At 64.5% G+C, this 25,889-nt stretch carries 19 protein-coding genes and 2 pseudogenes; 9 read left to right on the plus strand and 12 right to left on the minus strand.

The annotated features are described in order from the left end of the window. The first annotated feature begins 101 nt into the window (after window positions 1-101). From OKW30_RS34905 to OKW30_RS34930, 6 genes and pseudogenes are all read left to right on the plus strand, one after another. Window positions 102-2,323 (plus strand): annotated as a pseudogene (locus tag OKW30_RS34905) (ligase-associated DNA damage response DEXH box helicase). Further along, window positions 2,320-2,982: a ligase-associated DNA damage response endonuclease PdeM gene (gene pdeM / locus OKW30_RS34910; RefSeq protein ID WP_429348878.1), complete on the plus strand. Its 663-nt coding sequence runs from the start codon at window positions 2,320-2,322 to the stop codon at window positions 2,980-2,982. Before OKW30_RS34905 ends, pdeM begins: the two are co-directional and overlap by 4 nt. A gap of 219 nt (window positions 2,983-3,201) precedes the next feature. Further along, window positions 3,202-5,499, plus strand: a complete 2,298-nt coding sequence (locus OKW30_RS34915) for a hypothetical protein (protein ID WP_429348879.1) — start codon at window positions 3,202-3,204, stop codon at window positions 5,497-5,499. 895 nt (window positions 5,500-6,394) lie between these two features. Beyond that, window positions 6,395-7,783 (plus strand): FAD-binding oxidoreductase, encoded by a 1,389-nt coding sequence (locus tag OKW30_RS34920; protein WP_429348880.1) that lies wholly within the window; start codon window positions 6,395-6,397, stop codon window positions 7,781-7,783. Between the two features lie 266 nt (window positions 7,784-8,049). Continuing rightward, window positions 8,050-8,640 (plus strand): BPSL1445 family SYLF domain-containing lipoprotein, encoded by a 591-nt coding sequence (locus OKW30_RS34925; RefSeq protein WP_184007138.1) that lies wholly within the window; start codon window positions 8,050-8,052, stop codon window positions 8,638-8,640. 264 nt (window positions 8,641-8,904) lie between these two features. Then, window positions 8,905-9,534: a SulP family inorganic anion transporter gene (locus OKW30_RS34930; protein WP_429348881.1), complete on the plus strand. Its 630-nt coding sequence runs from the start codon at window positions 8,905-8,907 to the stop codon at window positions 9,532-9,534. Window positions 9,535-9,602: 68 nt separating this feature from the next. Here the strand turns inward: OKW30_RS34930 and OKW30_RS34935 are convergent, their stop codons facing one another. Together OKW30_RS34935 and OKW30_RS34940 are read right to left on the minus strand one after the other, a co-directional pair. Next, on the minus strand, window positions 9,603-11,162 hold the full coding sequence (locus tag OKW30_RS34935; RefSeq protein ID WP_429348882.1) for a methyl-accepting chemotaxis protein: 1,560 nt from the start codon (window positions 11,160-11,162) through the stop codon (window positions 9,603-9,605). A 110-nt stretch (window positions 11,163-11,272) separates the two neighbouring features. After that, on the minus strand, window positions 11,273-11,827 hold the full coding sequence (locus OKW30_RS34940; RefSeq protein WP_429349219.1) for a YbaK/EbsC family protein: 555 nt from the start codon (window positions 11,825-11,827) through the stop codon (window positions 11,273-11,275). A 216-nt stretch (window positions 11,828-12,043) separates the two neighbouring features. Between OKW30_RS34940 and OKW30_RS34945 the strand changes: the two genes are divergently transcribed. Beyond that, window positions 12,044-13,312 carry a YhjD/YihY/BrkB family envelope integrity protein gene (locus OKW30_RS34945; protein ID WP_429348883.1) on the plus strand — a complete coding sequence of 423 codons (1,269 nt, stop codon included), beginning with the start codon at window positions 12,044-12,046 and terminating at the stop codon, window positions 13,310-13,312. A gap of 431 nt (window positions 13,313-13,743) precedes the next feature. Next, complete coding sequence (locus tag OKW30_RS34950; protein ID WP_429348884.1) at window positions 13,744-14,928, plus strand: porin; 1,185 nt, start codon at window positions 13,744-13,746, stop codon at window positions 14,926-14,928. Between the two features lie 154 nt (window positions 14,929-15,082). On the opposite strand, the gene OKW30_RS34955 is transcribed toward OKW30_RS34950, so the two are convergent. The 6 genes and pseudogenes from OKW30_RS34955 to OKW30_RS34980 form a co-directional block, all read right to left on the minus strand. Next, window positions 15,083-15,955 (minus strand): peptidase, encoded by an 873-nt coding sequence (locus OKW30_RS34955; RefSeq protein WP_429348885.1) that lies wholly within the window; start codon window positions 15,953-15,955, stop codon window positions 15,083-15,085. A gap of 171 nt (window positions 15,956-16,126) precedes the next feature. Continuing rightward, on the minus strand, window positions 16,127-16,927 hold the full coding sequence (locus OKW30_RS34960; RefSeq protein WP_090807138.1) for a transglutaminase family protein: 801 nt from the start codon (window positions 16,925-16,927) through the stop codon (window positions 16,127-16,129). 12 nt (window positions 16,928-16,939) lie between these two features. Continuing rightward, complete coding sequence (locus tag OKW30_RS34965) at window positions 16,940-17,890, minus strand: alpha-E domain-containing protein (protein WP_184063123.1); 951 nt, start codon at window positions 17,888-17,890, stop codon at window positions 16,940-16,942. 158 nt (window positions 17,891-18,048) lie between these two features. After that, window positions 18,049-19,458, minus strand: coding sequence for a circularly permuted type 2 ATP-grasp protein (locus OKW30_RS34970; RefSeq protein WP_187631537.1), 1,410 nt, complete (start codon window positions 19,456-19,458; stop codon window positions 18,049-18,051). A 413-nt stretch (window positions 19,459-19,871) separates the two neighbouring features. Then, a complete protein-coding gene (locus OKW30_RS34975; RefSeq protein ID WP_090807144.1) occupies window positions 19,872-20,324 on the minus strand; it encodes an HU family DNA-binding protein in 453 nt (150 codons plus the stop codon). Window positions 20,325-20,821: 497 nt separating this feature from the next. Next, window positions 20,822-21,073: pseudogene (locus OKW30_RS34980) on the minus strand (GntR family transcriptional regulator); the annotation flags it as partial. A 98-nt stretch (window positions 21,074-21,171) separates the two neighbouring features. On the opposite strand from OKW30_RS34980, the gene OKW30_RS34985 reads away from it, so the two are divergent. After that, window positions 21,172-21,303: a hypothetical protein gene (locus OKW30_RS34985; protein WP_429348886.1), complete on the plus strand. Its 132-nt coding sequence runs from the start codon at window positions 21,172-21,174 to the stop codon at window positions 21,301-21,303. Between the two features lie 24 nt (window positions 21,304-21,327). On the opposite strand, the gene OKW30_RS34990 is transcribed toward OKW30_RS34985, so the two are convergent. From OKW30_RS34990 to OKW30_RS35005, 4 genes are all read right to left on the minus strand, one after another. After that, complete coding sequence (locus OKW30_RS34990) at window positions 21,328-21,627, minus strand: hypothetical protein (RefSeq protein ID WP_184063128.1); 300 nt, start codon at window positions 21,625-21,627, stop codon at window positions 21,328-21,330. A gap of 88 nt (window positions 21,628-21,715) precedes the next feature. Next, on the minus strand, window positions 21,716-22,651 hold the full coding sequence (panE, locus tag OKW30_RS34995; RefSeq protein ID WP_184063130.1) for a 2-dehydropantoate 2-reductase: 936 nt from the start codon (window positions 22,649-22,651) through the stop codon (window positions 21,716-21,718). Window positions 22,652-22,882: 231 nt separating this feature from the next. Then, window positions 22,883-24,304 (minus strand): efflux transporter outer membrane subunit, encoded by a 1,422-nt coding sequence (locus tag OKW30_RS35000; protein WP_429348887.1) that lies wholly within the window; start codon window positions 24,302-24,304, stop codon window positions 22,883-22,885. 9 nt (window positions 24,305-24,313) lie between these two features. Continuing rightward, window positions 24,314-25,885 (minus strand): DHA2 family efflux MFS transporter permease subunit, encoded by a 1,572-nt coding sequence (locus tag OKW30_RS35005; protein ID WP_429348888.1) that lies wholly within the window; start codon window positions 25,883-25,885, stop codon window positions 24,314-24,316. Between the last annotated feature and the right edge of the window lie 4 nt (window positions 25,886-25,889).

Raw genomic sequence — 25,889 nt, forward strand, 5'->3', positions numbered from 1 at the left:
CAGGAACCTCGCTGAACCGTCGCGCGACCCCTCGGTCCGCATGAACGTCCGGCGCGAGTCGCCGGCAAGCGAATCCGCCACACTTGTTGAGAGCGCTTTCGATGACCGAGCCGGCCCATTCCGACGACCCCGCTTGCGATCCCTGCGCAGCGCCGGCCCCCTCCGACGAGCGCGTTCGCGCGCCAAGGCCGCGCCGGATTCCACGCAGCCGCGCGCAACAGGCGCGGCTCGATGCGCGCGAACCCGCGTTCGAACCGCTACCGTTCCCCTCGTATTCACCTGACGACGCGCGCCGATGCGCGCGAAGTACTGGCTCAGGTTCGGCTCGTGATCGTCGACGAATGGCATGAATTGCTCGGCAACAAACGCGGCACGCAGACCCAACTCGCGCTCGCGCGTCTCACCCATTGGCGGCCCGGCTTGCAGGTGTGGGGCTGTCGGCGACGCTCGGCAATCTGTCGTTCGCGACCGAGGTACTGCTCGCGCCGGTCGCGACGCCGCGCGTCAGCGTGCACGGCGCGCTGCCGAAAGCACTGATCGTCGACACGATCATTCCCGACACGATCGAGCGCTTTCCGTGGGGCGGTCATATGGGCATGCGGCAGGTCGATGCAGTCGCGCGCGCGATCGACGAAGCACACACGTCGCTCGTCTTCACGAACACGCGCTCGCAATGCGAGGTGTGGTACCAGGCGCTGCTCGAGGCGCGCCCCGAGTGGGCCGGAGTGATCGCGCTGCATCACGGCTCGCTCGATCAGCAGGTACGCGAGTGGGTCGAACGTGGGTTGAAGAGCGGCTTGCTAAAGGTTGTCGTGTGTACGTCTAGTCTCGACCTCGGCGTCGATTTTCTGCCGGTGGAACGCGTGTTCCAGATCGGCTCGCCAAAAGGCGTCGCGCGCTTGATGCAGCGTGCGGGCCGCTGGGGACATGCGCCCGGTTTGCCGTCTCGCGTGACCATCGTGCCGACGCATGCGCTCGAATTGATCGAAGCGGCGGCCACGCGTGAAGCCGTCGACAAGCGGCAGATCGAAAGCCGCGATACGCCGCGAAAGCCGTTCGACGTGCTGGTGCAGCACCTCGTCACCGTTGCGCTCGGCGGTGGCTTCGACGCGCTCGAGCTGTACGATGAACTTCTGCATACCTATGCATATCGTGATCTGACGCAGCAGGAGTTCGACTGGACGCTGGGTTTCGTCGAAGGCGGCGGCGCGACGCTGCGCGCATATCCCGACTACCATCGCGTCGCGCGCGATAGCGACGGTCTGTACCGCGTTCCGCGCAACGATCTCGCGCGCCGGCATCGCAACAACATCGGCACGATCGTCGCGAATAGCACGTTGAACGTTGCGTATCTATCGGGCGGGCGCATCGGTGCAATCGAGGAATCGTTAATTTCGCGGCTCAAACCCGGCGATGTGTTCACGTTCGGCGGCCGCGCGCTCGAACTGATCCGCGTTCAGGACATGACGGCGTGGGTGCGGCGCGCGAGCTCATCGCGTGGCGCAATTCCGCAATGGGCCGGCAGCCGCAGCCGCTATCGTCCGAGCTCGCCGACGCCACATTGACGATGCTCGCGCGCGCCGCCGACGGCATCTACGACGAACCGGAATTGCGCGCGGTGCGGCCGCTGCTCGAATTGCAGCGGAAGTGGTCGGCGTTGCCCGAGCCGGGCGTACTCGTCGTCGAGCTGCTCGAATCGCGCGAGGGTCACCACTTCTTCTACTATCCGTTCACGGGACGCATTGCGCATATCGGACTTGGCGCTCTGCTCGCGTGGCGAGTCGCGCGCGACAAGCCCGGCACGTTTTCGATTTCGATCAACGACTACGGTTTCGAATTGCTGTGCGCGCAGGCTTTCGATTGGGCCGCGCAAATAGAGAATGGCCTGCTTTCACCTGACGAACTCGATCACGGCATTCTTGCGAGCCTCAATTCATCCGAACTCTCCTTGCGACGTTTTCGCGAGATTGCGCGAGTGTCGGGACTCGTGTTTCAGGCGCATCCGGGACAGCAGAAGAGCGCGCGGCAATTGCAGGCATCGAGCGGGCTTTTCTACGAGATCTTTCGTCGGCACGATCGCGGCAATCTGCTGCTGTGCCAGGCCGATACCGAAGTACTGCTGCAGGAACTCGACGTGCGGCGCATTCGTTTTGCGCTCGAGCGAATGAACGCGAACCGCGTCGTGCTCACGCGGCCCAAGAAGCCGACCCCGTTCGCGTTTCCGTTGATCGTCGGACGCCTGCGCGAAAAAGTCAGCACCGAGAAGCTCGCCGATCGCGTCGAGCGAATGCTGGCCGAACTCGAACGGGCGGCGCAACGATGAAGCCGACCTCGCTCGCGATCGACGTCGGCGGACGACCTCTCGTGCTGTCAAGCTTGCGCGCGTGTTTCGATCCGGTGCTGCGCGCGCTTTTTATCGCCGATGCGCATTTCGTCAAGGATGCGGTGTTTCGCGCGCGCGGCATTCCAGTGCCGACTGGTTCGACCGCGGAGAATCTGCTGCGCATCGATCGTCTGATCACCGAGTTCGAGCCGGCGACGCTGGTGTTTCTCGGCGATCTGCTGCATGCTCGCGAGTCGCTGTCGACGCCCACGCTCGATGCGTTGCATGCGTGGCGCGCGCGGCATGCGTCGAGGCGCGTGGTGCTCGTCGAGGGCAATCACGATCGGCATGCCGGTGCGTTGCCGCTTACGTTGGATGTCGAGTCTGTGCGCGAGCCGTGGCATATCGGGGCGTGGGCGCTGTGCCATCACCCGCATGCGGTCGATCACGCGTATGTGCTCGCGGGGCATGTGCATCCGGTCTATCGGATCGCGACGCGGACCGATTCAGTGCGCGTGCCGTGCTTTCGCTTTGGGATCGATCGGGGGGTGCTGCCGGCGTTCGGTAGTTTTACCGGAGGCGCGCGTGAGACGGGGCGCGTTCTGGGGGAGAGGGTCTTTCTGGTGGTACAGCAGAGAGTGATCGAGTTGAGGAGTTGAGTGGACGGCGGGGGCCGTCCACTTTGTCGCCTGGTTGGTTTTTTGTTTGCGGATTGGTTTGCCGGTTCGCTGGCTGGGTTTTTTGCTGGCTCTTTCGCTGAAAACTCCCCGCTGCGCGCGAGCGCGGTCGGTGTGGAGGCCGGGCGGCGCCGGCCTCCACCCTCAGGAGCCCCGCAAGGTTCGCGGGACTCCTGCCACTGGTTAGTGGTTGCCGCCGCCGTGGCCACCATTGCCGGAGCCACCGCCGCCGTAGCCGCCACCGTGGCCGCCGCTGCCTTGACCGCCGCCGTTGCTGCCGTTGCCGCCGTTGCCGCCACGGCCACCGTGGCCTCCGTTGCCGGAGCCGCCGTTGCCCTGGCCGCCACCGCCTTCACCGCCATGGCCACCGTTGCCGGAACCGCCGTTGCCCTGGCCGCCACCGCCTTCACCACCATGGCCGCCGTGGCCGGAGCCGCCGTTGCTCTGGCCGCCACCGCCTTCACCGCCATGGCCACCGTTGCCGGAACCACCGTTACCCTGGCCGCCGCCTTCACCACCATGGCCGCCGTGGCCGTAGCCGCCGTTGCCCTGGCCGCCACCGCCTTCACCGCCATGGCCACCGTTGCCGGAACCGCCGTTACCCTGGCCGCCGCCTTCACCACCATGGCCGCCGTGGCCGGAACCGCCGTTGCCCTGGCCGCCACCGCCTTCACCGCCATGGCCACCGTTGCCGGAACCGCCGTTACCCTGGCCGCCACCGCCTTCTCCGCCATGGCCACCGTTGCCGGAACCGCCGTTGCCCTGGCCGCCACCGCCTTCTCCGCCATGGCCACCGTGGCCGGAACCGCCGTTGCCCTGGCCGCCGCCTTCACCACCATGGCCGCCGTGGCCGGAACCGCCGTTACCCTGGCCGCCACCGCCTTCACCACCATGGCCGCCGTGGCCGTAGCCGCCGTTGCCCTGGCCGCCACCGCCTTCACCGCCATGGCCACCGTTGCCGGAGCCGCCGTTACCCTGGCCGCCGCCTTCACCGCCATGGCCGCCGTGGCCGTAGCCGCCGTTGCCCTGGCCGCCGCCTTCACCACCATGGCCGCCGTGGCCGTAGCCGCCGTTGCCCTGGCCACCATCGCCTTCACCGCCATGGCCACCGTTGCCGGAACCGCCTTTGCCTTCGCCACCACTGCTGCCGTGGCCGCCGTCGCCGTGGCCGCCGTCACCATGACCGCCGTCACCGTGACCACCGTCACCGTGACCGCCGTCACCGTGGCCGCCGTCGCCATGACCGCCGTCGCCGTGACCGCTGGCGCCGTGGCCGCCATCGCCGCGGCCGCCGTCACCGTGGCCACGACCGCCATCACCATCACCACCTTGGCCATGGCCATGACCGCCATCGCCGGCACCATCACCGCCGTGCCCATGGCCATGACCGCCATCGCCGTCACCATCACCACCGTGGCCATGGCCATGGCCGCCATCGCCGTCACCATCACCACCGTGCCCATGACCGTGACCGCCATCGCCGTCACCATCACCACCGTGGCCATGGCCGCCATCGCCGTCACCGTCACCACCGTGCCCATGACCGTGACCGCCATCGCCGTCACCGTCACCACCGTGGCCATGTCCATGGCCGCCATCGCCGTCACCATCGCCGCCGTGGCCATGACCATGGCCGCCATCACCATCACCACCGTGGCCATGGCCGTGACCGCCATCGCCGTCACCATCACCACCGTGGCCATGGCCGTGACCGCCATCGCCGTCACCATCACCACCGTGGCCATGTCCATGGCCGCCATCGCCGTCACCATCACCACCGTGGCCATGTCCGTGGCCCCCATCGCCGTCACCATCGCCGCCGTGCCCATGCCCATGCCCATGACCACCATCCCCACCACCGTCCCCGCCGTTATCACCGCCTCCGGTACCGCCGCCATCGCCGCCCGTGCCGCCATTCCCCGAGCCGTTCCCGCCACCACCGCTACCCGCGCCGCCGTTACCGTTGTCGCCGGCACCGCCATTGCCGTTGTTGCCGCCGGTATTTCCCGGGCCCACCCCGCCCGGGCCGGAATTAGCCGAGCTATTCCCGCCACCGCTTCCCGCGCCCGTGCCCGTCGAGGACGTCCCGTTGCCCGCCGGCGAGCCGGTGGGCGATGTCGGGCCGAGCCCCGCCGCCGCGACGCCGAAGGCGCCCGCCCCGAGCTGCCCGAATCCCTGCGACGTGCAACCCGGCCCGCCGCCCGACGGACATCCGCCGTGCACGCTAGCCTCGGCGAGCACCATCACTGCGGGATTCGTTGCCGGCGCGGCGGTGCTCCCCGAATTCGTCTGCGCACCCGCCATCGCCGCATAAAGACTGACCGCGACCGCCAAAGCCGCCCGTCGCGTTCCCAATATCCACGCGTCCCCGTTTTGCTTCTTCATTTCACTCTCCGAATTATTTCACCAAAAAGACCGGTCCAATTAACGAGTGAATCTCCGCTCGCCAACAAAACGAAAAGTCAAAGCCTCTGCGCAGCTTCGCTTTATGCGAATTAAAAATGCGTTCGCACTAAAAACTTCTCTCACGGAAAATCCCCGGTCCGATTTGGCGTGCTTCGAGAGAATCGGCTGGCCGTGCGCGCACATGATCGTGAGAGCCGCACAGCGAGGCTTGATGGACGTTGAAGTTATTCGCAGCGCAACCGCTCGACCGTGCGCTAGACCACGCAATGCGATATTGCCGATGCGGCCCGTCAGGCGGCGTTCAACGGCGTTCCGCCCGCCAAATCCGCTACTCCATATTCTTCAGACAGGAAGTTAATAACTATCGCGCTCAATGCAATCGGATCAGCAAAAAGAAAATTAGCCTTTGGTTTTATCGGACAAATATGGACCATTTACACATCATTCGTTTTATTCATGTGGCCATTCGCACATAAAAATAAAAATAGGAAAGACCGAATGAGAGCAATCCAATAGACAACGCAATGAAAATCACCGAAACGCGCGTGCGAAACATTACGCGTCGTCGGGCAATGCGCGTGCGTCGCGAAAATCGCTGTCGCGATGTGCGCTACCTCGCACAGTCGTCGAACGTGTGCCTCGGTCGCACGCGATCACGAGCCACGCCCATATGCAAAGTGTCGTGGCACAACCACCAGCGCGTCGGATAACCAACACATCAGCGCGCACGCTTTTCCCGGAGCATTCCCACCATCTTCGGCGGTACCGCCGCGTATCGTCGTTGCCCTGCCCGCAAAAGCCTGTCCCCGCGAGCCACCGCGCGGAATCGCCCACGAACGCGGGTAAACCTTTGTTTGACTTCGACGCGTCGCCCCGTTTACTGCACGCAGCCGAACCTCTCAATCCGCTTTCATTCACCGCCCGCATTTTTGGTTGGTCTGCGGAGCAGTGTTCTGCGAGCGCCTTCCCCTCTTCGACGAGGTACAACATGGTTACTATCTCCAGCAGTGCGGTCGACGAATTCAAATCCGGACTTCGCGGTCAGCTTCTGCTGCCCGACACGCCGGGCTTCGATACGGCGCGCAGCATCTGGAACGCAATGATCGACCGTTCTCCCGCGATGATCCTGCGCTGCGCGGGTGTTGCCGACGTGCGCCGCGGCGTCGCCTTCGCGCGTGACAACGGCCTGCCGCTCGCGATTCGCGGCGGCGGCCACAACATCGGCGGTAGCGCTGTGTGCGACGACGGCCTCGTGCTCGATCTGTCCACGATGAAATCGGTGCGCATCGACCCGCAAGCGCGGCGCGCCTATGTCGAACCGGGCGCGACGCTGCACGATCTCGATCACGAAGCGCAGGCATTCGGACTCGCGACGCCGCTCGGTATCAACTCGACGACCGGCGTCGCGGGTCTGACGCTCGGCGGCGGCTTCGGCTGGTTGAGCCGCCGCTACGGCATGACGATCGACAACCTCGTCGCGGCCGACATCGTCACCGCGGACGGTGAATTGCGCCGCCTGAGCGCCACTTCGCACGACGATCTGTTCTGGGCGATTCGCGGCGGCGGCGGCAATTTCGGCGTCGTTACGCTATTCGAGTTCGCGCTGCATGAGGTCGGCCCGCTCGTGTATGGCGGCCTCGTCGTGCTGCCGCTCGCCGACGCGAAGGAAGCGCTGATCAAATACCGCGATGCCGTGCCCGCGATGCCCGACGAGCTGGCCGTCTGGGCCGTCGCGCGGCTCGCGCCACCGCTGCCGTTCCTGCCGCCCGACGTGCACGGCCAACCCGTGCTCGTGTTCGCGATGTGCTACAACGGGCCGGTCGAAAAAGGCCCAGCCGCGGTGGAAGCCGTGCGCGGCTTCGGCAAGCCGCTCGGCGAACATCTCGGTCCGATGCCTTATGAAGTTTGGCAACAGGCCTTCGATCCGCTGCTCACGCCGGGCGCGCGCAACTACTGGAAGTCGCACAACCTCGCCACCATCGACGATGGACTGATCGACGCGCTGATCCGCGCGATCGACACACTGCCGTCCGCGCAATGCGAAATTTTCTTCGGGTTGATCGGCGCGCAAACGCAGCGCGTGGCGGTCGACGCGACCGCTTACCCAAGTCGCGAGACGCAATACGCGATGAACGTGCACGGCCGCTGGGACGATGCGCGCGACGACGAGCGCTGTGTCAAATGGGCGCGCGACTTTTTCGACGCGTCGCGCCCCTTTGCGCTCGGCAGCGTGTACGTCAACTTCATGACGCAGGAGGAAGGCGGCCGTATCGCGGATGCCTATGGGCCCAACTATGAGCGGCTCGTCGCCGTGAAGAACCGCTACGATCCGCGCAACCTGTTCCGCCATAACCAGAACATTCGCCCAACGGCGTAGCGACGACGCGTGACGGAAAGCGGCGCAAAAACCCGAACTGCAATGGCCGCGCCGCTCTCGCGCAAGGCGGCGCGGCCCTTGGGCACGCTATCTGCTGTTTGAGCGGTGGACCTCCGCGATGCGAACGTCGCGGCACGCCGCCGCCTGGCTGCGATGACCGCGCGCACGGAACCTCCCGCGTGCATATGAGAACAAAGCAAAGCAGGCGACTCGCCGCACTCTTCCAAAACGTACAACACGCGTGAGAAACGCAAAGGAAAACCGTCATGCGCAGACGACAATTCATCATGACCGGCAGCGCTGCATTGGCCGTCGCAGGCCTGAGCCTCACCGGTTGCACGACGACTTCGCCGTCCTCGAACGCATCGCCGTCCGCCAACGCCGGCAAGCGCGACACGATCAACGCCGGCGTCGACTCGACGCTCGCGCGTCTCTACGAAAACGTCGACGGCGCGCGTGAGCTCGTCGCGAAAGCGCGCGGCGTGCTGGTGTTTCCATCGGTGATCTCGGCCGGCTTCTGGGTCGGCGGACAGTATGGTGAAGGGGCGATGCGCATCGGCGGCCGCACGGTCGGCTACTACAGCACGGTCGCGGGCTCGTTCGGGTTGCAGATCGGCGCGCAGTCGAAGGCGCTCGTGTTTCTGTTCATGACGCAGGAAGCGCTCGACGAATTCATGCACAGCCAGGGCTGGGCAGTCGGCGCGAATGCGACCGTCGCCGTGCTGAAAGTCGGCGCGAACGGCGCGGTCGATTCGTCGACCGCGACGAGCCCGGTGCAGGCTTTCGTGCTGACCAACGGCGGCCTGATGGCCGGCGTGTCGCTCGAGGGCACGAAGGTGTCGCGGCTGATTATCTGAGTATCTGAGCGGAGCTTTCTCTCTTGCGGATTTGTGGCGCGAGCGCACCGCGCGATTGCACGACAGATCCGCGCCGCGCGTTCGGGCCATAGCGTTCCCGCCCGCTTCGCCGGCGCCGTTCATCGCGCGACGGTAGAATTCACGCCTTTCGTAAACCGTCCGCGCCCAGCGGACGCAATCCTTCGCGCAGCCGCGCGTTGCCACGCCAGTCCAGCGCAGCCCATACAAGCCTCAGCATTGCGCTCGCGCGCCACCTCGTAGAACATGAACACCGCTAGTCACGCTTCCGGTCGGCCCGCCAGGCTGTCCGGCATTCGCAGCAACGTGCTCGCAGGCTTGACCTCGTCGTTCGCGCTGGTGCCCGAATGCATCGCCTTTGCGCTCGTCGCCCATCTGAATCCGTTGATGGGTCTGTACGGCGCATTCTTTATCTGCACCGTCACCGCGCTATTTGGCGGACGTCCCGGCATGATTTCGGGCGCGGCGGGCTCGATGGCCGTCGTGATCGTCGCGGTCACGGTCATCACGGTGTTTGCCGATCTCGCGATCGCGGTGATGTGCGGCATCGTGATCGCCGCGCTCAACTTCGCGTGGCAGCACGCGCGCGAAATTCACACGCATGCCGAGGATCGAGCGGGCCATAAGACCTATGTGCCGCGCGGCACGCTGTTTTTCGCGTCGACGACGCGCTTTCACGAGCTGTTCGATCCGGCGCGCGACCCGGCGAGCGTGACCGTCGATTGCAGTCACCTGCTGCTCGCCGATCATTCGGCGCTCGCCGCGTTGCAGGGTCTGGCCGAGCGCTATCGCAAGGCAGGCAAGCAATTGCGCATGAAGAATCTGTCGGAGCGCAACCGCCAATTGTTGAGCCGCGCGGGGATCGGCTTGGCGTGAGACACGCACCGCGTTGCGAGCCCGCGCGCGGTGAATTCTCGCGCGCGTCGACAACGCGGCCTGGTGCTTTAGCGCTGCTCGGGCAACCGGAACACCGCGATCGCCGCCGACAACTGCCCGGTCTGCGTCTTCAGCACATCGGCCGCCGCGCTCGCCTCCTCGACGAGCGCCGCATTCTGCTGCGTCGTCTGATCCATGCTCGCGACCGCGATGTTGACCTGCTCGATGCCCGAGGTCTGCTCGGCCGACGCAGCGCTGATCTCGCCCATGATGTCGTTGACACGACGTACCGCCTGCACGACTTCCTGCATCGTGTCACCCGCGCGTCCGACGTGCTCCGAACCGCCCGCGATCTGCGCGGCCGATTCCTCGATCAGCGCCTTGATCTCCTTCGCGGCCGCCGCGCTGCGTTGCGCGAGCGTGCGCACTTCGCCCGCGACCACCGCGAAACCGCGGCCCTCCTCGCCCGCGCGCGCCGCCTCGACGGCCGCGTTCAACGCGAGAATATTGGTTTGGAACGCAATCCCTTCGATCACGCCGATGATGTCGCCGATCCGGTGCGACGACTGTGAAATCCCGCGCATCGTGTCGATTACCTGACCGACCACCGCGCCGCCGCGCGCCGCGGTCTCCGACGCGTTGTGCGAGAGCTGGCTCGCCTGCTTCGCGTTGTCGGCGTTCTGACGCACGGTCGCGGTGATCTGCTCCATGCTCGACGCGGTCTCGCCGAGCGCGGCCGCCTGCTGCTCGGTGCGGCGCGACAGGTCCGAATTGCCCGCGGCGATCTCGTTCGATACCGACGAAATCAGCGTCGCGCCGCCGCGAATCTGCTCGATCGCCTGCGCGAGACGCTGCTGCATCCGTTTCATCGCGGCGAGCAGGCTCGTGCTGTCGCCGGCCTTCGCGTCGACGACCACGTCGAGGTCGCCGTCCGCGATACGCGATGCAATCTGCAGCGCGTACGCCGGTTCGCCGCCAAGCTGACGCAGAATGCTGCGCAGAATCACGCCGATCACCAGCGACACGAGCGCGCAAAGCACCACCGCCGCGATCACGTATTGCACGAGGGTGCGGTAGAACACGCCGTCGATGTCGTCCGTGAAGACGCCGGTGACGATGGTCCAGTCCCACGGCTTGTAAAGCCGCATGTAGTTGATCTTCGGCGCAAGCTTGTCGGTGCCGGGCTTCGGGAACTGCAGATGAACGAAGGCCTCGCCTTCGCGCTGCGTTTGCTCGGAACCTTCCTTGAACACGCGGCGGCCGTCCGGATCGGTGACGTTGGTCATGTCCTTGCCGACGAGGTCGGCGCGCGTGGCATGCATCAGCACGTGCGCCTGGCTGTCTTCGAGCACGAGATAGCCGCCGGCACCGTCGTAGCGCATTGCGCGCAGGTCGTCCATCGCGGCGCGCTGCGCATCGGCGAGCGGCATCGTGCCGGCCGCGACGAGCGCGTTGTAGCGATCGAGCACGCTGTACGCGATGCTGACCACGTTTTTCAGCTCGCCCTCGCGATCGGCGATCATCGTGTCTCGTGTCTTGAACGCCCCCCACAGGCCGATCGCCAGAATGCCCATGCACATCACCGCGAGCGCGAGCCACAGCCGCACTTTCAGGCGAAACCGTTCCATCTTCCGTATCCCTCGTCGTGGTCGGCGGCTGTCCTCGCGAACGGACGCCGCAAACGTTTCATGTCGTTGTCGGGATTAACGGCGCGACGGAAGAAAACTTCAGTGCGGCTTCAAGGTTGCGGGTTTCCGTCCGCGGGCAGCGTCAGCGCCGCCACCTCGCAGCGCGGCCATTGCCGCAGCACGTCGGGCGACATCAGCAGCTTGGCCGCGCGCACGCCGGCGCCCATCACGATCTGCGCACGCTCCATCACGGCGGCATCGACGAGGATGCGCCAGTCGGCCGGCAGACCGAACGCGGTAATTCCGCCGAACTCCATCTGGCTATGCTCGACCGCCGCCTCGCGCTTCGCGAATGACAGCCGCTGTGCGCCAAGCGCGGCCTTCACCGCGCCGTTGATGTCGAGCCGCCGCGAGCCGAGCGACACGAGCGCCGCAAAGTGCTCGCCACCCTCTTTCCTGTAGCGGATCACGATCGTGTTCGCGCAGTCTTCGAGACCGAAGCCGTAGCGAGCGCTGAATGCGGCGGTGTCGGAGGCGTCGTCGGTGACGGCGAACACCGTGATCCCGCGCGCCGGCAATTGTTCGATGACGTGCGCGGGCAGATGCGCGCTCCACTGGTCGCGCTCGATGACGTCCAGTGGCTGTACGAGTTCGTGCGAATGCATGATGAGCGGAAAGGTGACATTAACCCGCTGCATTCTAGCGGTACGCGCGGGCGGCCGCGAAACGGGCCGCAAAACAGGCCGCAAAACAGGCCGCGAAACAGGCCATGAAAGCAGGCCATTCAGCGCGCCGCTTAACTTGTATAGTGACGGGCACGAGGTTTGCGAAAGGCAATGAAGCAAACACCCTGAAGGCGCCCTCACGATTCAGACACGATCATGGACATCGACACGCTCTCTCGCGAGAACCTCCAGCAGGCCGCGCGTCATCAGGCCAATTGGGCGATGGGCGCACTGCGGCAGTTCGCGGAGAACCGCTGTCCTGCGTTGGCGGCGAGCATCGCGTTCTATGCGGCGTTTTCGCTCGCGCCGACGCTCGTGATGGTGATCGCGGTGGCCGGCTGGTTCTTCGGCCCGGCGGCCGCGCGCGGCGAGCTGTTCGGCCACATCAACGGGCTGATCGGCGACCAGGCCGCGGCCGGCGTGCAGACGATCGTCGAGAACGCGCATCACGCGGGCGCCAAAGGCGGCGTCGCGACGATCATCTCGTTCTCGCTGCTGGCGATCGGCGCGTCGGCGACGTTCTCGTCGCTGAACAGCGCGCTCAATATAGTGTGGCCGTACAGCGGGCCGCGCACTTCCAGCTGGCTCGCGCTGGTGCGGGTGCGACTGATTTCGTTCGGGCTCGTGCTCGGCGTCGCGTTCCTGCTGATCGTGTCGCTGGTGCTCGATACGGTGATCGTCTTTATCGGCAACTGGCTGTGGGGCGACTCGCCGTATGTCGTGATCGGCAATCTGCTGCAGCTCGGCGTCGGGCTGTTCGTGCTGATCTTCGCGTTCGCCGGACTGCTCAAGTTTCTGCCCGACGCTCGGGTGCTGTGGCGCGATGCGGTGGTGGGCGGCATCGTCGCGGCCGTGTTGTTTACGGCTGGCAAGAAGCTGTTCGCGCTGTATCTCGCGCATGCGGGAATGGCCAGCGCGTTCGGCGCGGCCGGCTCGCTCGCGGTGCTGCTGATGTGGCTGTACTTCTCGGCGCTGGTGCTGCTGCTCGGCGCGGAGTTCTCGGCGGCGCGCGGCCGGCTGCACGATCCGCGTGGCGGCTGGGGCATGCAGGGCGAGTCGCCGCCGGGCAGCCGCGCGAAGCTCGCGTCGGTACTGGCGGCATCGACCGTCGCGGCAAATGCCGCGCCGTCTGCTCGCGCTGCTGTGGGTGTTGCCAGCCAAACGGCTACGCCGCTGCCCGCGGGAATCAACGCGGCGGCGCAAAGGCGCTCCGCGCATGAGACCGCGGTGGACGTTACGCGCAAGGTGCTCGACGCCGAAGCGCAAGCCACCCGTTTCGCGGCGTCCGCCCTCGTCGAAGCGCGCCGCCAGGCGACGGCCGCCGACCGCTACGTGCGACGCAACCCGTGGACCTCGGTGCTGCTCGCGGCCGCCGCGGGGCTCACGGCCGCGGCCATGGCGCGCCGTGGCGCCGACCGGCGCTGAAGCGGGCGCTTCACACCACGCTACCGTCCATACCCTTATAGATGCACGTGTTGCGCCGTCAATCCAGTCAATTGCGCCTGGACACACAACGCGCCCCTTCTGTCCAGCCTGTCTAGTCCTTTCGTCAGCCGTCTCTTTTATATTTCAGTACAAGGACGAGTGGACGCGTACACGACTAGATTACATTTAGCATGCAAATCGATGCTCATCGTGCGTTCGTTCACCCAGTCACTATCAACAAATCAACAATAATGCACATCAGACCAATAAATGTTGCGCAAATGGAAACAATCGTCGAGAGCTTTAAATACAAGGGTTTGCATCGATTGTCAGTTTTTGGCGACACTCTTTTTTTTCCGTTTCTACCCCGCCGAGCCGCTGAGCTATTCTGCTTTCCGCAACAACGAACAATCATCTGCGTGGAGAAATGGATGAAACGAATCGCACTGTCTACCCTCTCGCTGGCGCTCCTCGGCGTCGCCGGCATCGCTCACGCGCAAAGCAGCGTGACCCTGTATGGCGTGCTGGATGAATCGGTCCAGTACGTGAACAACGCTACGCCCCACGGCGGTAGCCTCGTACAAATGTTTGGCGGCAACCTGCAAGGTAACCGTTTCGGCCTGAAGGGCACGGAAGACCTCGGCGGCGGCCTGAAGGCAATTTTCCAGTTGGAAAACGGCTTTGACATCAACACCGGCAAGCTCGGTCAAGGCGGCCTGATGTTCGGTCGTCAGGCTTACGTCGGTCTGACGGGCGACTCTTGGGGCACCTTCACAGCTGGTCGTCAATACGACCCGCTGGTCGACATGATCCAGCCGCTGACGGGCGACAACTACTTCGGCAGCACGTTCGCTACGCCGGGTGACGTCGACAACAACGACAACAGCTTCCGCGTGAACAACTCGCTGAAGTATGTGTCGCCGGTGTGGTCGGGCTTCCAGGTCGAAGGCATGTACGCTCTGGGCGGCGTCGCAGGCGCGACGGGTTCGGGTCAAACGTGGGCCGGCGCAGCAACGTACGCAACGGGTCCGTTCAGCGTCGCGGGTGGCTACCTGAGGACTGACAACGCAAGCACCAACCTTCCTGTCCGCACGGGCTGGAACAGCACGACGGTCCCCGGCGCTACGTTCGACACGAACTTCCCGGACAACGCAGGCATCAACCAGGCTTACACCACGGCGAAGTCGATCAGTATCGCTTCGGCAGCTGCTCAGTACGTGACGGGCCCGTTGACGGCTAACCTGTCGTACAGCAACGCGCGCTACAAGCCGGACGCACAATCGGCGTTCACGTCGACGCAGATCTTCAACGTCGGCCGCGTGTACGTCGGCTACCAGATCACGCCGGCAGCCCTGCTGGGTATCGGCTACGCGTACACCCGCGGTACGGGCGACGCGAAGGCAACGTACAACCAGGTTTCGCTGGGCGGCGACTACTCGCTGTCGAAGCGCACCGACGTGTACACGGTCGCCGCATGGCAGCATGCAAGCGGCCAACAGCGTGATCCGGCTACGGGCGCACTCGTTTCGTCCACGGCTTCGATCGGTTCGTATGGCAACCAGTCGAGCACCAACAACCAGGTCATGGTCAGCCTCGGTATCCGTCACAAGTTCTAATCGGACTTCGAATCGGACCTGCTACGCAGCTGACGAGCTGCGTAGCCAGAGACCAGAAACCAGCCAGAGGCGATGCCGACGGCTGGTTTTTTTTCGTCCTGAGGTTTTGGTGCGGGCCCGAGCGAGCCTGACGCGCGCTCCGAACCCAACGCAGCTAGCGCCGCTGCGCCTTGCCCTTGTCGGCCTGCGCGAGAATCTGCGCGGGCGAGACATCCTGCTCATGCTCGACGCCATCGGCACCGACCGGCGCGCGATATAGCACCAGCGCCCGCTCCGACTGCGGCGACGGCGCATCCAGCGACTGCTGCCAGTCCGGATCGGGAATCTCGGCGAACACCTGGCGCAGACGCTCGCCCCACGTGCGGTGAAGCATGTCGAAGTACGCGTTGTCGCGATCGAGCGACACGAACCGCGTGACGCGCAGCGCATCCTTCTCGTACACGAGCAGATCGAGCGGCAAGCCCACTGACAGGTTCGATCGCAGCGTCGAGTCCATCGAGATCAGCGCGGACTTCGCGGCCTCGTCGAGCGGTGTGGACGGCGTCAGAACCCGGTCGATGATCGGCTTGCCATACTTCGCCTCGCCGATCTGGAAATACGGATTCACGGCCGACGCCTCGATGAAATTGCCCGCCGCGTAGATCATGAAAAGGCGCATCCGGTTGCCCGCGATCTGGCCGCCGAGAATGAAGCTGCAATTGAAGTCGACACCGAACTTCTGCATCGCCTCGGCCTCGCGCTCATGCACGCGACGCACCGCGCTGCCGACCACGCGCGCGGCGTCCGCCATGGTCGGCACGCTCCACAGCGTGGGCTCGCTGGCATCGGCGGGCTCGGACAGCTCGTGCAGCACCGCCTGCGTGATCGACAGATTGCCGGCGCCGAGCAGCACCAGCATGCGTTCGCCGGGTTGCTCGAACACCGACATCTTGCGCGCGGTACTGATGTGATCGACGCCCGCATTGGTACGCGTGTCGGACAAAAATACGAGGCCGTCGTTGACGGCCATCGCTACGCAGTAAGTCATAAGGAATCCGCGGAAGGCAAAGGAACGGGGCTATTGTAATGCGGCGCACAGGCGCCTTTTATCCGTGTTTACGGCCTCTTTTGCAGCCTTTTTTGCAGCCTTTCGGCAGCTGATTCCGAACACGTGGCAGGCATGTTAAATGCCGTCGCGCGCGTTGGCGTTGCAACGCGGCTACTGCGACATCTGCGCGCTGACCGCCACCGCCACGTGAAGCTCCTCTTCGAGTCCGCCGATGCGTCGGCCGCGCACCGGTGCCGCGGCCTCATAGTCACGGGCGACCGCGAGCCGGCAGTAGATCTCGCTGGCAAACCCGGCATGCGTGACGTCGATCGAAATCCACCCTTTGCCTTCGAGCCATACGTCGACCCACGCGTGACTCGCGCCATGCGGCACGTCGCCGGGTTCGATATATCCGCTCACGTAGCGCGCCGGCACGCCGCGCGCGCGGCAGCACGCGAGCATCAGATGCGCATGGTCCTGGCAAACGCCGTTGCCGAGCGCGAGCGCCTCGGCGGCCGTGCTCGTAACCTCGGTCACGCCGGGCCGGTACTGCACGCGCTGCACGATCTGCTCGGACAGCGTGAGCAGGCTTGCCGGGCTCGCCAGATTCGCCACCGACTCCGCCAGTTCGCGGATCGCGCCGTCGGCTTCGGTCAGACGCGTCGCGCAGGTGAAATGCTCGAGCGGAATCGGGCCGGGCGGATCACCCAGCACGCCGTCGACGAGCGGCATCGTGTCCACCTCGCCCGACACGCGCAGATGAATCTCGTCGTGCGGCTTGTTCATGACGAGCGTGTGCAGCACGTTGCCGTAGGCGTCGAGCGTCGCGTCGAGCTTGCCCGGCGCGTCGATGTTCCAGCGCCGCACGGTCTGTCCGGCGCCGCTCGCGGGCGTCAGGCGCAACTGCTGGATCGAATAGTGAACCGTCGCTTCGTAGCGGTAAGAGGTGTCGTGGCGGATCGTCAGGTACATGAGAAAACTCCGTCAGGCCACTGGCAGCATCAGATAAGTACGCGCCACCAGATTGCCCAGATCGAACACGCGAGCGAGGAACTGCGTCAGATAGGCGTGCAGACCGCTTTCGAAAATCTGCCGGATGTCGGCATACAACAGCTCGGCGCGCAGCTTGCCGGCGAAGCGCTCGCACTGGTTCGAGCCCGATGTGCGCAGCATCGCGAGATTGCTGCACACGCCGTCGAGCGAGGCGAGCAGCGAGCGCGGCATCTGCTGATTGAGGATCATCAGCTCGACGACGCGCGCGGGCGTCACGACGTCGCGATATACCCTGCGGTAGATCTCGAGCGCCGACACCGAACTCAGGATCGAGGTCCAGTAATAGAAGTCCTCGAGCTGGCGCGCCGCGTCGCGCGAATTCGGCTCGACGTTCGCGAAACGCACATCGAGAATCCGCGCGGTGTTGTCGGCGCGCTCCAGATACGTGCCTAGCTGCGTGAAGAAGAACGCGTCGTCCTGCAGCGCGGTGCCGATCGTCACGCCGCGCGACAGATGCGAGCGGAACTTGACCCACTCGAACAACGAGCCCGGATTGCTCGCGGCCTGCCCGCTCGCGAGCCGCTCGTTGAATTCGAGCCACGTGTCGTTGATGGTTTCCCACCACTCGGTCGTCAGCGTGCCGCGCACCGCGCGAGCGTTTTCACGCGCGGCCTGCAGGCACGAATGAATGCTCGACGGATTACTTGCGTCGGCGATCATGAAGTCGAGCATGTGGTCGCGCGTCGGTTCGTCGTAGCGCTGCGCGAAGGCGCTTTCGAGCTCGGAGATGCGCAGCACCGAGCGCTGCGCGCGAGCCTCCTGTTCGGCCGTCTGCGGCAGCAGTTGCGCCTTCAGGTTGATGTCGAGCATGCGGGCGGTGTTCTCCGCACGCTCCATATAGCGGGCCATCCAGAAGAGGTGATCGGCGGTTCGGCTAAGCATGACGACGTTCCATGTCTGTGATCTGAACGCGCGAGGCCTTCGTCAGCGACGAAGGTCCGCGCTGGTTATCCGTTGAGCGCCAGCGCGCATCAGGTTGCGAGTGTCGCGCCCTGCTCTGCTCTGTTGCGAGCGAGGCGAAAAGCGCGGCGGCAACCGCGTCAGTCGACCATCCAGGTGTCCTTGGTCCCGCCTCCCTGCGATGAATTGACGACGAGCGAGCCCTCCTGCAACGCGACCCGCGTGAGGCCACCCGCCACCATCGTGGTGGTCTTGCCCGACAGCACGAACGGCCGCAGGTCGATATGGCGCGGCGCGATGCCCGATTCGACGAAAGTCGGACACGCGGACAGCGCCAGCGTGGGCTGTGCGATATAACCGGCCGGACGCGCGATCAGCCGCTCGCGGAAGGCCTCGACTTCGGCCTTCGTCGAGGCGGGGCCGACCAGCATCCCGTAGCCGCCCGCGCCGTGCACTTCCTTGACCACCAGCTCCGGCAGATGCGCGAGCGTATAGGCGAGATCCTCGGGCTTACGGCACTGATAGGTCGGTACGTTGTTCAGAATCGGCTTCTCACCAAGATAAAACGCGATCATGTCGGGCACGTACGGGTAGATCGATTTGTCGTCGGCGATGCCGGTGCCCATCGCGTTCGCGAGCGCGACGCGGCCGGCGCGATAGGCGGTGAGCAGACCCGGTACGCCGAGCGCGGAGTCGGGGCGAAACGCAAGCGGATCGAGAAAATCGTCGTCGACGCGCCGGTAGATCACGTCGACGCGCTTCGGTCCTTGCGTGGTGCGCATGAACACGTAGTTGTCGTCGACGAACAGATCCTTGCCTTCGACGAGCTCGACGCCCATCTGCTGCGCGAGGAACGTATGCTCGAAATACGCGGAGTTGTACATGCCCGGCGTCAGCACGACGACGACCGGATCGTCGACGCCCGCGGGCGCGACCGAGCGCAGCGTATCGAGCAGCAGGTCGGGATAATGCGCGACCGGTGCGATGCGGTTCTGCACGAACAGTTCGGGGAAGAGCCGCATCATCATCTTGCGGTTTTCGAGCATGTACGACACGCCCGACGGCACACGCAGATTGTCTTCGAGTACGTAGAATTCGCCTTCATCGCCGGCGCGCACCACGTCGACGCCCGCGATATGCGCGTAAACACCGAGCGGCACATCGACGCCCTGCATCTCGGGACGATACTGCGCGTTGGTATAGACCTGGTCGGCCGGCACGATGCCCGCGCGCACGATGTTGCGATCGTGATAGACGTCGTGGATAAACAGATTGAGAGCCTGCACGCGCTGTCGCAAACCCGCTTCGAGCGTCTGCCATTCGCCGCGCGGGATGATGCGCGGAATCAGATCGAAGGGAATCAGCCGCTCGGTGCCTGACAGGTCGCCGTTTACTGCGAACGTGATGCCGACGCGCCGGAACAGCAGGTCCGCTTCCGCGCGTTTGCGCGCGATCGCTTCATCGCCCTGACTGTCCAACCATCGCTCAAAGCGCGCGTAATGCGGCCGTACGCCATCGGCGTGATGGCGCATCTCGTCATAGCATCGCATGTCAGCCCCAGTCTTGTTGTCAAATAGAAGGCGAATGCGCTGCGCATTCGGTATTCGACCTTCGATCAAGCAAGCGTTATGCCATTGAATGTGTCGGGATAGAGCGCGTTGCCGTGCCCGCTAATGGCGCATCCGCAGGGCGTCGGATTGCGTTGATCGTACTGTCGTGGATCATGATGCGCCAGTCAGGTGCGTGTGCGCCATCAGGGAGCACACTATGAGAGGGCGCGCTTGCCGTTTCGCCAATGGACTCGACGCGCACTACGAAGCGAGCGCATAAGAAAGTCCCCGTGAATCTTCATCCACGGGGACTTCGATCACCTGCATGCAGGCGCTTTTTCACGCACTCAAACGTCAGGCATGGTTAAACACAACAGCGCCATGCCGACGCCTGAGTCGTGCGAGCAACGCGTTCAGGCTGCCGCTGCGTCTTTCAGCTTCTTCAGCGCGCGTGTCTTGATGCGCACGCTGGCCGGCTTGGCCGGGAACCAGCGCTCTTCACCCGTGAACGGGTCCTTGCCGAAGCGCTTCTTCTTCGCCGGCACAGCCTGCACGACGATCTTCAGCAGACCCGACAGCGTGAATTCGCCAGCGCCCTTCTTGTGCACCGTGCCGAGGATCGTGTCTTCGAGCGCGGCCAGCACGGCCTTGGCGGTCTTCGGTTCCACTGCAGCGCGTTCAGCGATGTGAGCTGCCAACGAGGCCTTCGTGAAGGTGTCCTTGATCGGCGACGGTGCGCCAGACGCCTTCACGGCGACCTTCTTGGCTGCGACGGCTTTCTTCGCAGGAACTTTCTTTGCAGCAACCTTCTTGGTCGGTACCGGGGCAGCAGCCTTCTTGGCCACCTTTTTTGCGGAAGTCGGCATGTTTCTCCTACCTGTTGTGGTCAGTGAATTGCTCGAAGCGCACACCGTATGTGCACGCTTCAACGCGGGATTCTACAAGCGCTAAAGCGATTTGCGCGACTCTTTTATGTATTGCGATGAAGTTTTTTGCGCGGCGCCGACGGTGCAACACGTTTTAGTCCCTGTTTTAGCGGCTAAAACGCGCGTGGCGAGCTCTTTGACATGCAGGAGTAACGCTCGTTACAGTTCGTTTCGGCCGTGGTTTCGAGGCGGTTGCGTCGGGGCGAGCCGGTGTTTTCGCCCCTTGAAACAGGGCATTTTCTTCGTTTGACGCGTCAAGCAACGCACCCCCCAACGTTTCGACGATGCCCACGCCTCGCTTGCGGCGAGCTCCGTTTCAGCGTGCGATGCGCTCCAGGATGTCGGCGAGCGTCGTCAGCGCCGTGTCGATATGTTCGGCCGCGATACTGCCATAGCCGAAGATGCGAAGGCGTCACGTAGACGAGCCGTGCCTTGTCCGGCAGCTTGCCGACGATCAGGGCGACGAAGGTGCCCGAACCGGCGCGGGCGCTCAGATAACCTTCTGACAGCAGCCGCTCGAATACGTCGAGCGTGGTCTTGCGCGACACACCGAGCTGCGTCGCGAGATCGCGCGTGGACGGCAGACGCGTGCCGCCGGCAAGGCGCCCTTCGAGAATGCCCGCGCGCAACTGCCGATAAATCTGTCCGGACAGATCGTGATGGCCTTCGACCGCGATGTGAATGTCCATTCGGGTGGTTACCTCAAATATCGGCGAAATGGTTATTTCGACCGACCAGTGGCGAACGCAAGCTTACCGCCACGGACGCCCGACGCGCGCAAACGCGCGTGCCGGATACGGTATGGGACGCGATGAAGCCGCATTTCAGCGAGCAGGAAATCAGCGACCTGACGCCGCTGATCGTTGCGATCAACGGCTGGAACCGCATTGCGGTCTCGTTCAGGAAGATGCCGGAGTAAGCAGCGGCTCGTCTTCGCGGAGCTTCAGAAGATCACGGAGACCGCCACCGCGAGCCATATCGCGGTCACGCCCGCGAGAAACAGATGCCGCGCGATACGCACGCGTGAGTCGCTGTTCTCCGGCTCGACGGGACTCGTCGCCATCCATGGCACGAGGCCCAGGCACGCGAAGCCGGCCAGCGCGAGCACAAAGACCACGACGTCGGCCTTGTGCCAGGCAGTTGGCTCATACATACCCCAGTAGCCGAGAAACACGATGCCGATCGAGAACACGGTCGCGGAAGCGGCGCTGAGCGCGGGCACCGATCCAGTTGGAGCCGGCATGCTTGACCTCCGATCGTCAGGTTGCGGCGGCGCTCGCGTGCGTCGCGCCATCCGCCCGATCCGCGTTCGCGTCGGCCGCGGCGAGCCGTCAGGAAGTGCGGGTTTGGCGAGCTTCGTACGTCTTCAGATGACTATAGGCGATGCGCAGCAGCGACACGCCGTGTTCGCCCTGTTGCGCGTCGCCGCCGCGCGAGATCAGGTCGCCGAGGATATGATCCGCCTCGGTGTGCGAGCGGTTTTCGACGTCGCGCAGCATCGACGCGGTCAGCGGCGACGGCGTCAGCAGCACCTGGGTAGCGCGCACGTCGAAGTCCGCGGCCATCGTGAAGCCGTTGTGCTCGGCCGCCGCGCGGCATTCGCCGAGCAGATTCTCAATCACGCGCTTGCCGTCCGGCGCAGCCAGGATATCGCCGACCGAACCGCGCATCAAGCACGTACTCGCGGCCAAGGTGGCGAGGAACACCCATTTTTCCCACATGCGCAGCAGGATGTTGTCGCTGATTGCGACGTCGAAGTTCGCCCCGGACATTGCATCGGCAATCGCCTCGGTGCGCTCCGAGGTGCCGCCCACGAGTTCGCCGAACGTGATCGCGTGCATGTCGTTCAGATGCACGATGTGCTGCTCGGCATCGAGCGTCGCGGCGATCACGCACTGACCGCCGAGCACGCGCTCCTTGCCGAAGCTCGCGGTCAGCACGTCGATATGGCGCATGCCGTTGAGCATCGGCAGGATCAGCGTGTCTTCGCCGACGAACGGCGTGAACGAATCGATCGCGTCGTCGAGACTGTAGGCCTTGCAGCTCAGCAGCACGAGGTCGAACGGCTCGGCGGCGACACCGGCCAGTATCGTCTTCACGTCGGGCAACTGGAGATTGCCGCGCGGGCTGTTGATGACGAGGCCGTCGCTCCGTAGCTTTTCCGCGCGACCGGCGCGTACGAGGAAGGTCACATCCTGCCCCGCCGCGGCCAGACGTCCGCCGAAATAACCGCCTACCGCGCCCGCTCCTACTACCAGAATTCGCATCTTGAGCCTCTTGAAAGATTTCGATTTGCCGATCATGCGCGTCGCTGGCGGACGCATCTTCATGCGTGCCGCGTATTCGGTGCTTGTGCAGGAATGTAGCAAAGATTGGGGGATCGGTTCCGGGAGTGTTGCCAGCAGGCGGGTGGTGTCGGCCAGATGGTGCGTGCGAGGCACGATTGCGAAACGCTTGATCGGACTTCAACCCTCCCATACGCTTTCATGTCGCTGCCGTCACTGCGCCGCCACCGTTTCCCCCTGCTCCCACCCGCCCCCCAGCGACCGGTACAGCGCGATCGCCGAAAGCGCGTGCTCGCGACGGGCCTGGTTGAGCGACTCCGAGTCGCGCAGATACGCTTCCTGCGCGTCGAGCACATCGAGGAAGCTCGACGCACCGCCCTTATACAGCTCGGTCGACAAGCGCAGCGCGTGATTCGACGCATCGAGGGCACCGGCCAGGCGCTGCACCTGCACCGCGCCGCTGACGAGATCGCTGCGATTGTCCTCGACTTCCTTCAGCGCCTGCAACATCGTCTGTTGCAAGCCGAGCTGCGATTCGCGCATGCGGCTCTCGCTCGCGTCGATGTTCGCGGTGATGCGCCCGGCGTTGAAGATCGGGCTCGTCGCATTCAACGCAGCGCTGAACAGATTGTCGGTCAGCGTCGGCAAGCCAAGGTACGACGATGCGAGCAGCCCATTCGTCAGGTTGATCTTGAACTGCGGATAGCGCTGCGCCTTCGATACCCCCACTTCCGCCGCACGCTGTTCGACGAGCGCATAGGCGGTGCGCACGTCGGGTCGATGCAGCAACGCGTCGGACGGCAACACCTGCGGCGCGCTTTGCGCAGGCACCGGAATCTCGCGCGCGTTGGAAAGCAGCAGCGTATCGAGGCTTTCCGGCGTACGCCCCGAATACACGGCGATCAGACTCAGTTGATGCTGCACCGCCGATTGCATACGCGGAATCTGCGCCTGCAAGTCCTGCAACTGATTCTGCGCGCGGGCGACGTCGAGCTGCGTCGAGAGGCCGTAATGCAGACGCTCCTGCGTGAGCTTCAGCGCGCGGCTGCGAATCTGCTCGTTGTCGTCGAGGATCTGCAATTGCGCCTGCGCCCAGCGTAGATCGATATACGCAGCCGCCGTGTTCGCGGCGAGCGCGAGCCGCAACTGGTTCAGCGCCGCAACGCTACCCGACACCTGCGCCTGCGAGGCGAGCACCGCGAGACGTTCGCCGCCGAACACGTCCGGCGTCCAGCTCGCGGCGAGGCCGAAGCCGGCCTGGCGCACATAGCCGAGCGGCGGCGGCGTGTTCTGCCGCTCGGTCGACGCGCCCGCGTTCGCATTCAGCTCCGGCAGCAGCGCCGCGCGATTCTGCGTCACCAGGTCCTGCGCCTGCTTCACGCGTTCGGCCGCGGCCTGCACGTCGAGGTTGCCGGTCAACACCGATTCGATCAGCTGATGCATCACCGGGTCGCCGAATTGCGCCCACCAGGCATCGGTGTTCACGCTGTCTTGCGGCGCGTCGACGCTCCACGCGGCCGGCGCGAGCGTCTGCACCGTACGCGGCAAATCCGCGTGCGTCGCGGGTTGCACCGCGCAGGCCGCGAGCGTCAGGAACGCCGCGCTCGCCAGTAACTTCATCACGATTCGTTTCATGTTGGTCTCTTAATGGGCATCGGGCGGGGGCGCGGTGTTGCCGAACGGGCGCGAAAACAGCACGCTCAGCAAGCCGACCACGAAGCACAGCGCAACCGCCAAAAAGGCGTCCGAGAATGCGAGCACCAGCGCTTCGCGCATCAATGCCGCGTGCAATTCGGCGAGCCCCGCACTCGCGGCGTTCAAGACATCACCACCAACGGCCGACAGATACTCGGCCTGCTTCTGCAAGATCGATTCGACGACCGGACGGCCCGCATTCAGATGTTCGTCGAGTCGTTCGTAGTGCAGGTTGAGACGGTCGTTCAACATCGTGCTGCTGACCGCGATGCCGATCGCACCGCCGAGATTGCGCATCAGATTGAACAGCCCGCTCGCGGAGCGCAGCCGCGACGGCGGCAACGCACCCAGCGCCATCGTCACGATCGGCGGAATACAGAATTGCTGGCCAATTCCGCGCAACGCTTGCGGAATCAGCAACTGCTGCCAGCCCCATTGGTTCGTCAACGGCACGTACAGATAGCAGCCGATGCCAAACAGCGCGAGTCCGAACACCATCAGCATGCGCATATCGACGAAGCGCGCGAGCGTCGAGTAGGCGGCCAGCGCGAGCAGCTGAAAACAGCCAACGGACAGCAACGCGAGACCAATCTGCAACGAATCGAAGCCGCGCACGCGCGCAAGAAACACCGGCGTCAGAAACACGGTGCAGAAGATTCCGATCCCGGTAATGAACGACAGCAGACTGCCGATACCGAAATTGCGCAACGCCAGTGCGCGCAGATCGACGATCGGTTCCTTCGCGGTGAACGCATGCACGAAGAACAGAAACCCGCAGATGGCCGCGACCCACGCGCACAGCACGATCACGTCGTCGCCGAACCAGTTTTTGCGCGGTCCCTCTTCGAGCACGTATTCGAGGCAACCGAGAAAACCCGACATCAGCAGGATGCCGAAGTAGTCGCCCTTTTTCAGCAAGGACAGATCGACCTTGTCGATATGCACGTACTTCGGCACCAACAGCGTGACGGCGACGCCCGGTACCAGGTTCAGATAGAACAGCCAGTGCCACGACCATTGCGACGTGATCCAGCCGCCGATCACCGGGCCGATCGTCGGCGCAAGCGACGCAAGCGCGCCGATCGTCGTCGACGCGATCAAACGCTGCTTGCCGGGAAACAGCACGAACGCGGTCGTGAACACGGTCGGGATCATTGCGGCACCGAGCGCGCCTTGCAGACCGCGAAACAGGATCATCGAGTTGATGTCCCACGCGAGACCGCACAGCATGCTGGTGACCGTGAAGCCGAACGCGGAGAAGGTGAAGACCCAGCGCGTCGAGAACACGCGCGTGAGCCACCCCGACATCGGAATCACGATGATCTCCGCGATCAGATACGAGGTCTGCACCCAGGAGAGTTCATCCTGACTGGCGGACAGTCCGCCGCCGATATCGCGCAGCGACGATGCGACGATCTGGATATCGAGCGTCGCCATGAAAAAACCGAGGCACATCAGCGCGAATGCGAAGACCTTGGTGCGGGTCGGCTGGTCGGCGGGGTTGTCAAAAGCGTGAGTCATGATC

The sequence above is a fragment of the Paraburkholderia sp. Clong3 genome, from assembly GCF_050436485.1.
Classification (GTDB): Bacteria; Pseudomonadota; Gammaproteobacteria; order Burkholderiales; family Burkholderiaceae; genus Paraburkholderia; species Paraburkholderia tuberum.

Coding starts and splice junctions, on each gene's coding strand:
- OKW30_RS34920 (WP_429348880.1), top strand. CDS start 6,395: ATGGTTACTATCTCCAGCAGTGCGGTCGACGAATTCAAATCCGGACTT.
- panE (WP_184063130.1), bottom strand. CDS start 22,651: ATGCGAATTCTGGTAGTAGGAGCGGGCGCGGTAGGCGGTTATTTCGGC.
- OKW30_RS34950 (WP_429348884.1), top strand. CDS start 13,744: ATGAAACGAATCGCACTGTCTACCCTCTCGCTGGCGCTCCTCGGCGTC.
- OKW30_RS34935 (WP_429348882.1), bottom strand. CDS start 11,162: ATGGAACGGTTTCGCCTGAAAGTGCGGCTGTGGCTCGCGCTCGCGGTG.
- OKW30_RS34975 (WP_090807144.1), bottom strand. CDS start 20,324: ATGCCGACTTCCGCAAAAAAGGTGGCCAAGAAGGCTGCTGCCCCGGTA.
- OKW30_RS35000 (WP_429348887.1), bottom strand. CDS start 24,304: ATGAAACGAATCGTGATGAAGTTACTGGCGAGCGCGGCGTTCCTGACG.
- OKW30_RS34955 (WP_429348885.1), bottom strand. CDS start 15,955: ATGACTTACTGCGTAGCGATGGCCGTCAACGACGGCCTCGTATTTTTG.
- pdeM (WP_429348878.1), top strand. CDS start 2,320: ATGAAGCCGACCTCGCTCGCGATCGACGTCGGCGGACGACCTCTCGTG.
- OKW30_RS34970 (WP_187631537.1), bottom strand. CDS start 19,458: ATGCGATGCTATGACGAGATGCGCCATCACGCCGATGGCGTACGGCCG.
- OKW30_RS34930 (WP_429348881.1), top strand. CDS start 8,905: ATGAACACCGCTAGTCACGCTTCCGGTCGGCCCGCCAGGCTGTCCGGC.
- OKW30_RS34940 (WP_429349219.1), bottom strand. CDS start 11,827: ATGCATTCGCACGAACTCGTACAGCCACTGGACGTCATCGAGCGCGAC.
- OKW30_RS35005 (WP_429348888.1), bottom strand. CDS start 25,885: ATGACTCACGCTTTTGACAACCCCGCCGACCAGCCGACCCGCACCAAG.
- OKW30_RS34960 (WP_090807138.1), bottom strand. CDS start 16,927: ATGTACCTGACGATCCGCCACGACACCTCTTACCGCTACGAAGCGACG.
- OKW30_RS34925 (WP_184007138.1), top strand. CDS start 8,050: ATGCGCAGACGACAATTCATCATGACCGGCAGCGCTGCATTGGCCGTC.
- OKW30_RS34965 (WP_184063123.1), bottom strand. CDS start 17,890: ATGCTTAGCCGAACCGCCGATCACCTCTTCTGGATGGCCCGCTATATG.
- OKW30_RS34945 (WP_429348883.1), top strand. CDS start 12,044: ATGGACATCGACACGCTCTCTCGCGAGAACCTCCAGCAGGCCGCGCGT.
- OKW30_RS34990 (WP_184063128.1), bottom strand. CDS start 21,627: ATGCCGGCTCCAACTGGATCGGTGCCCGCGCTCAGCGCCGCTTCCGCG.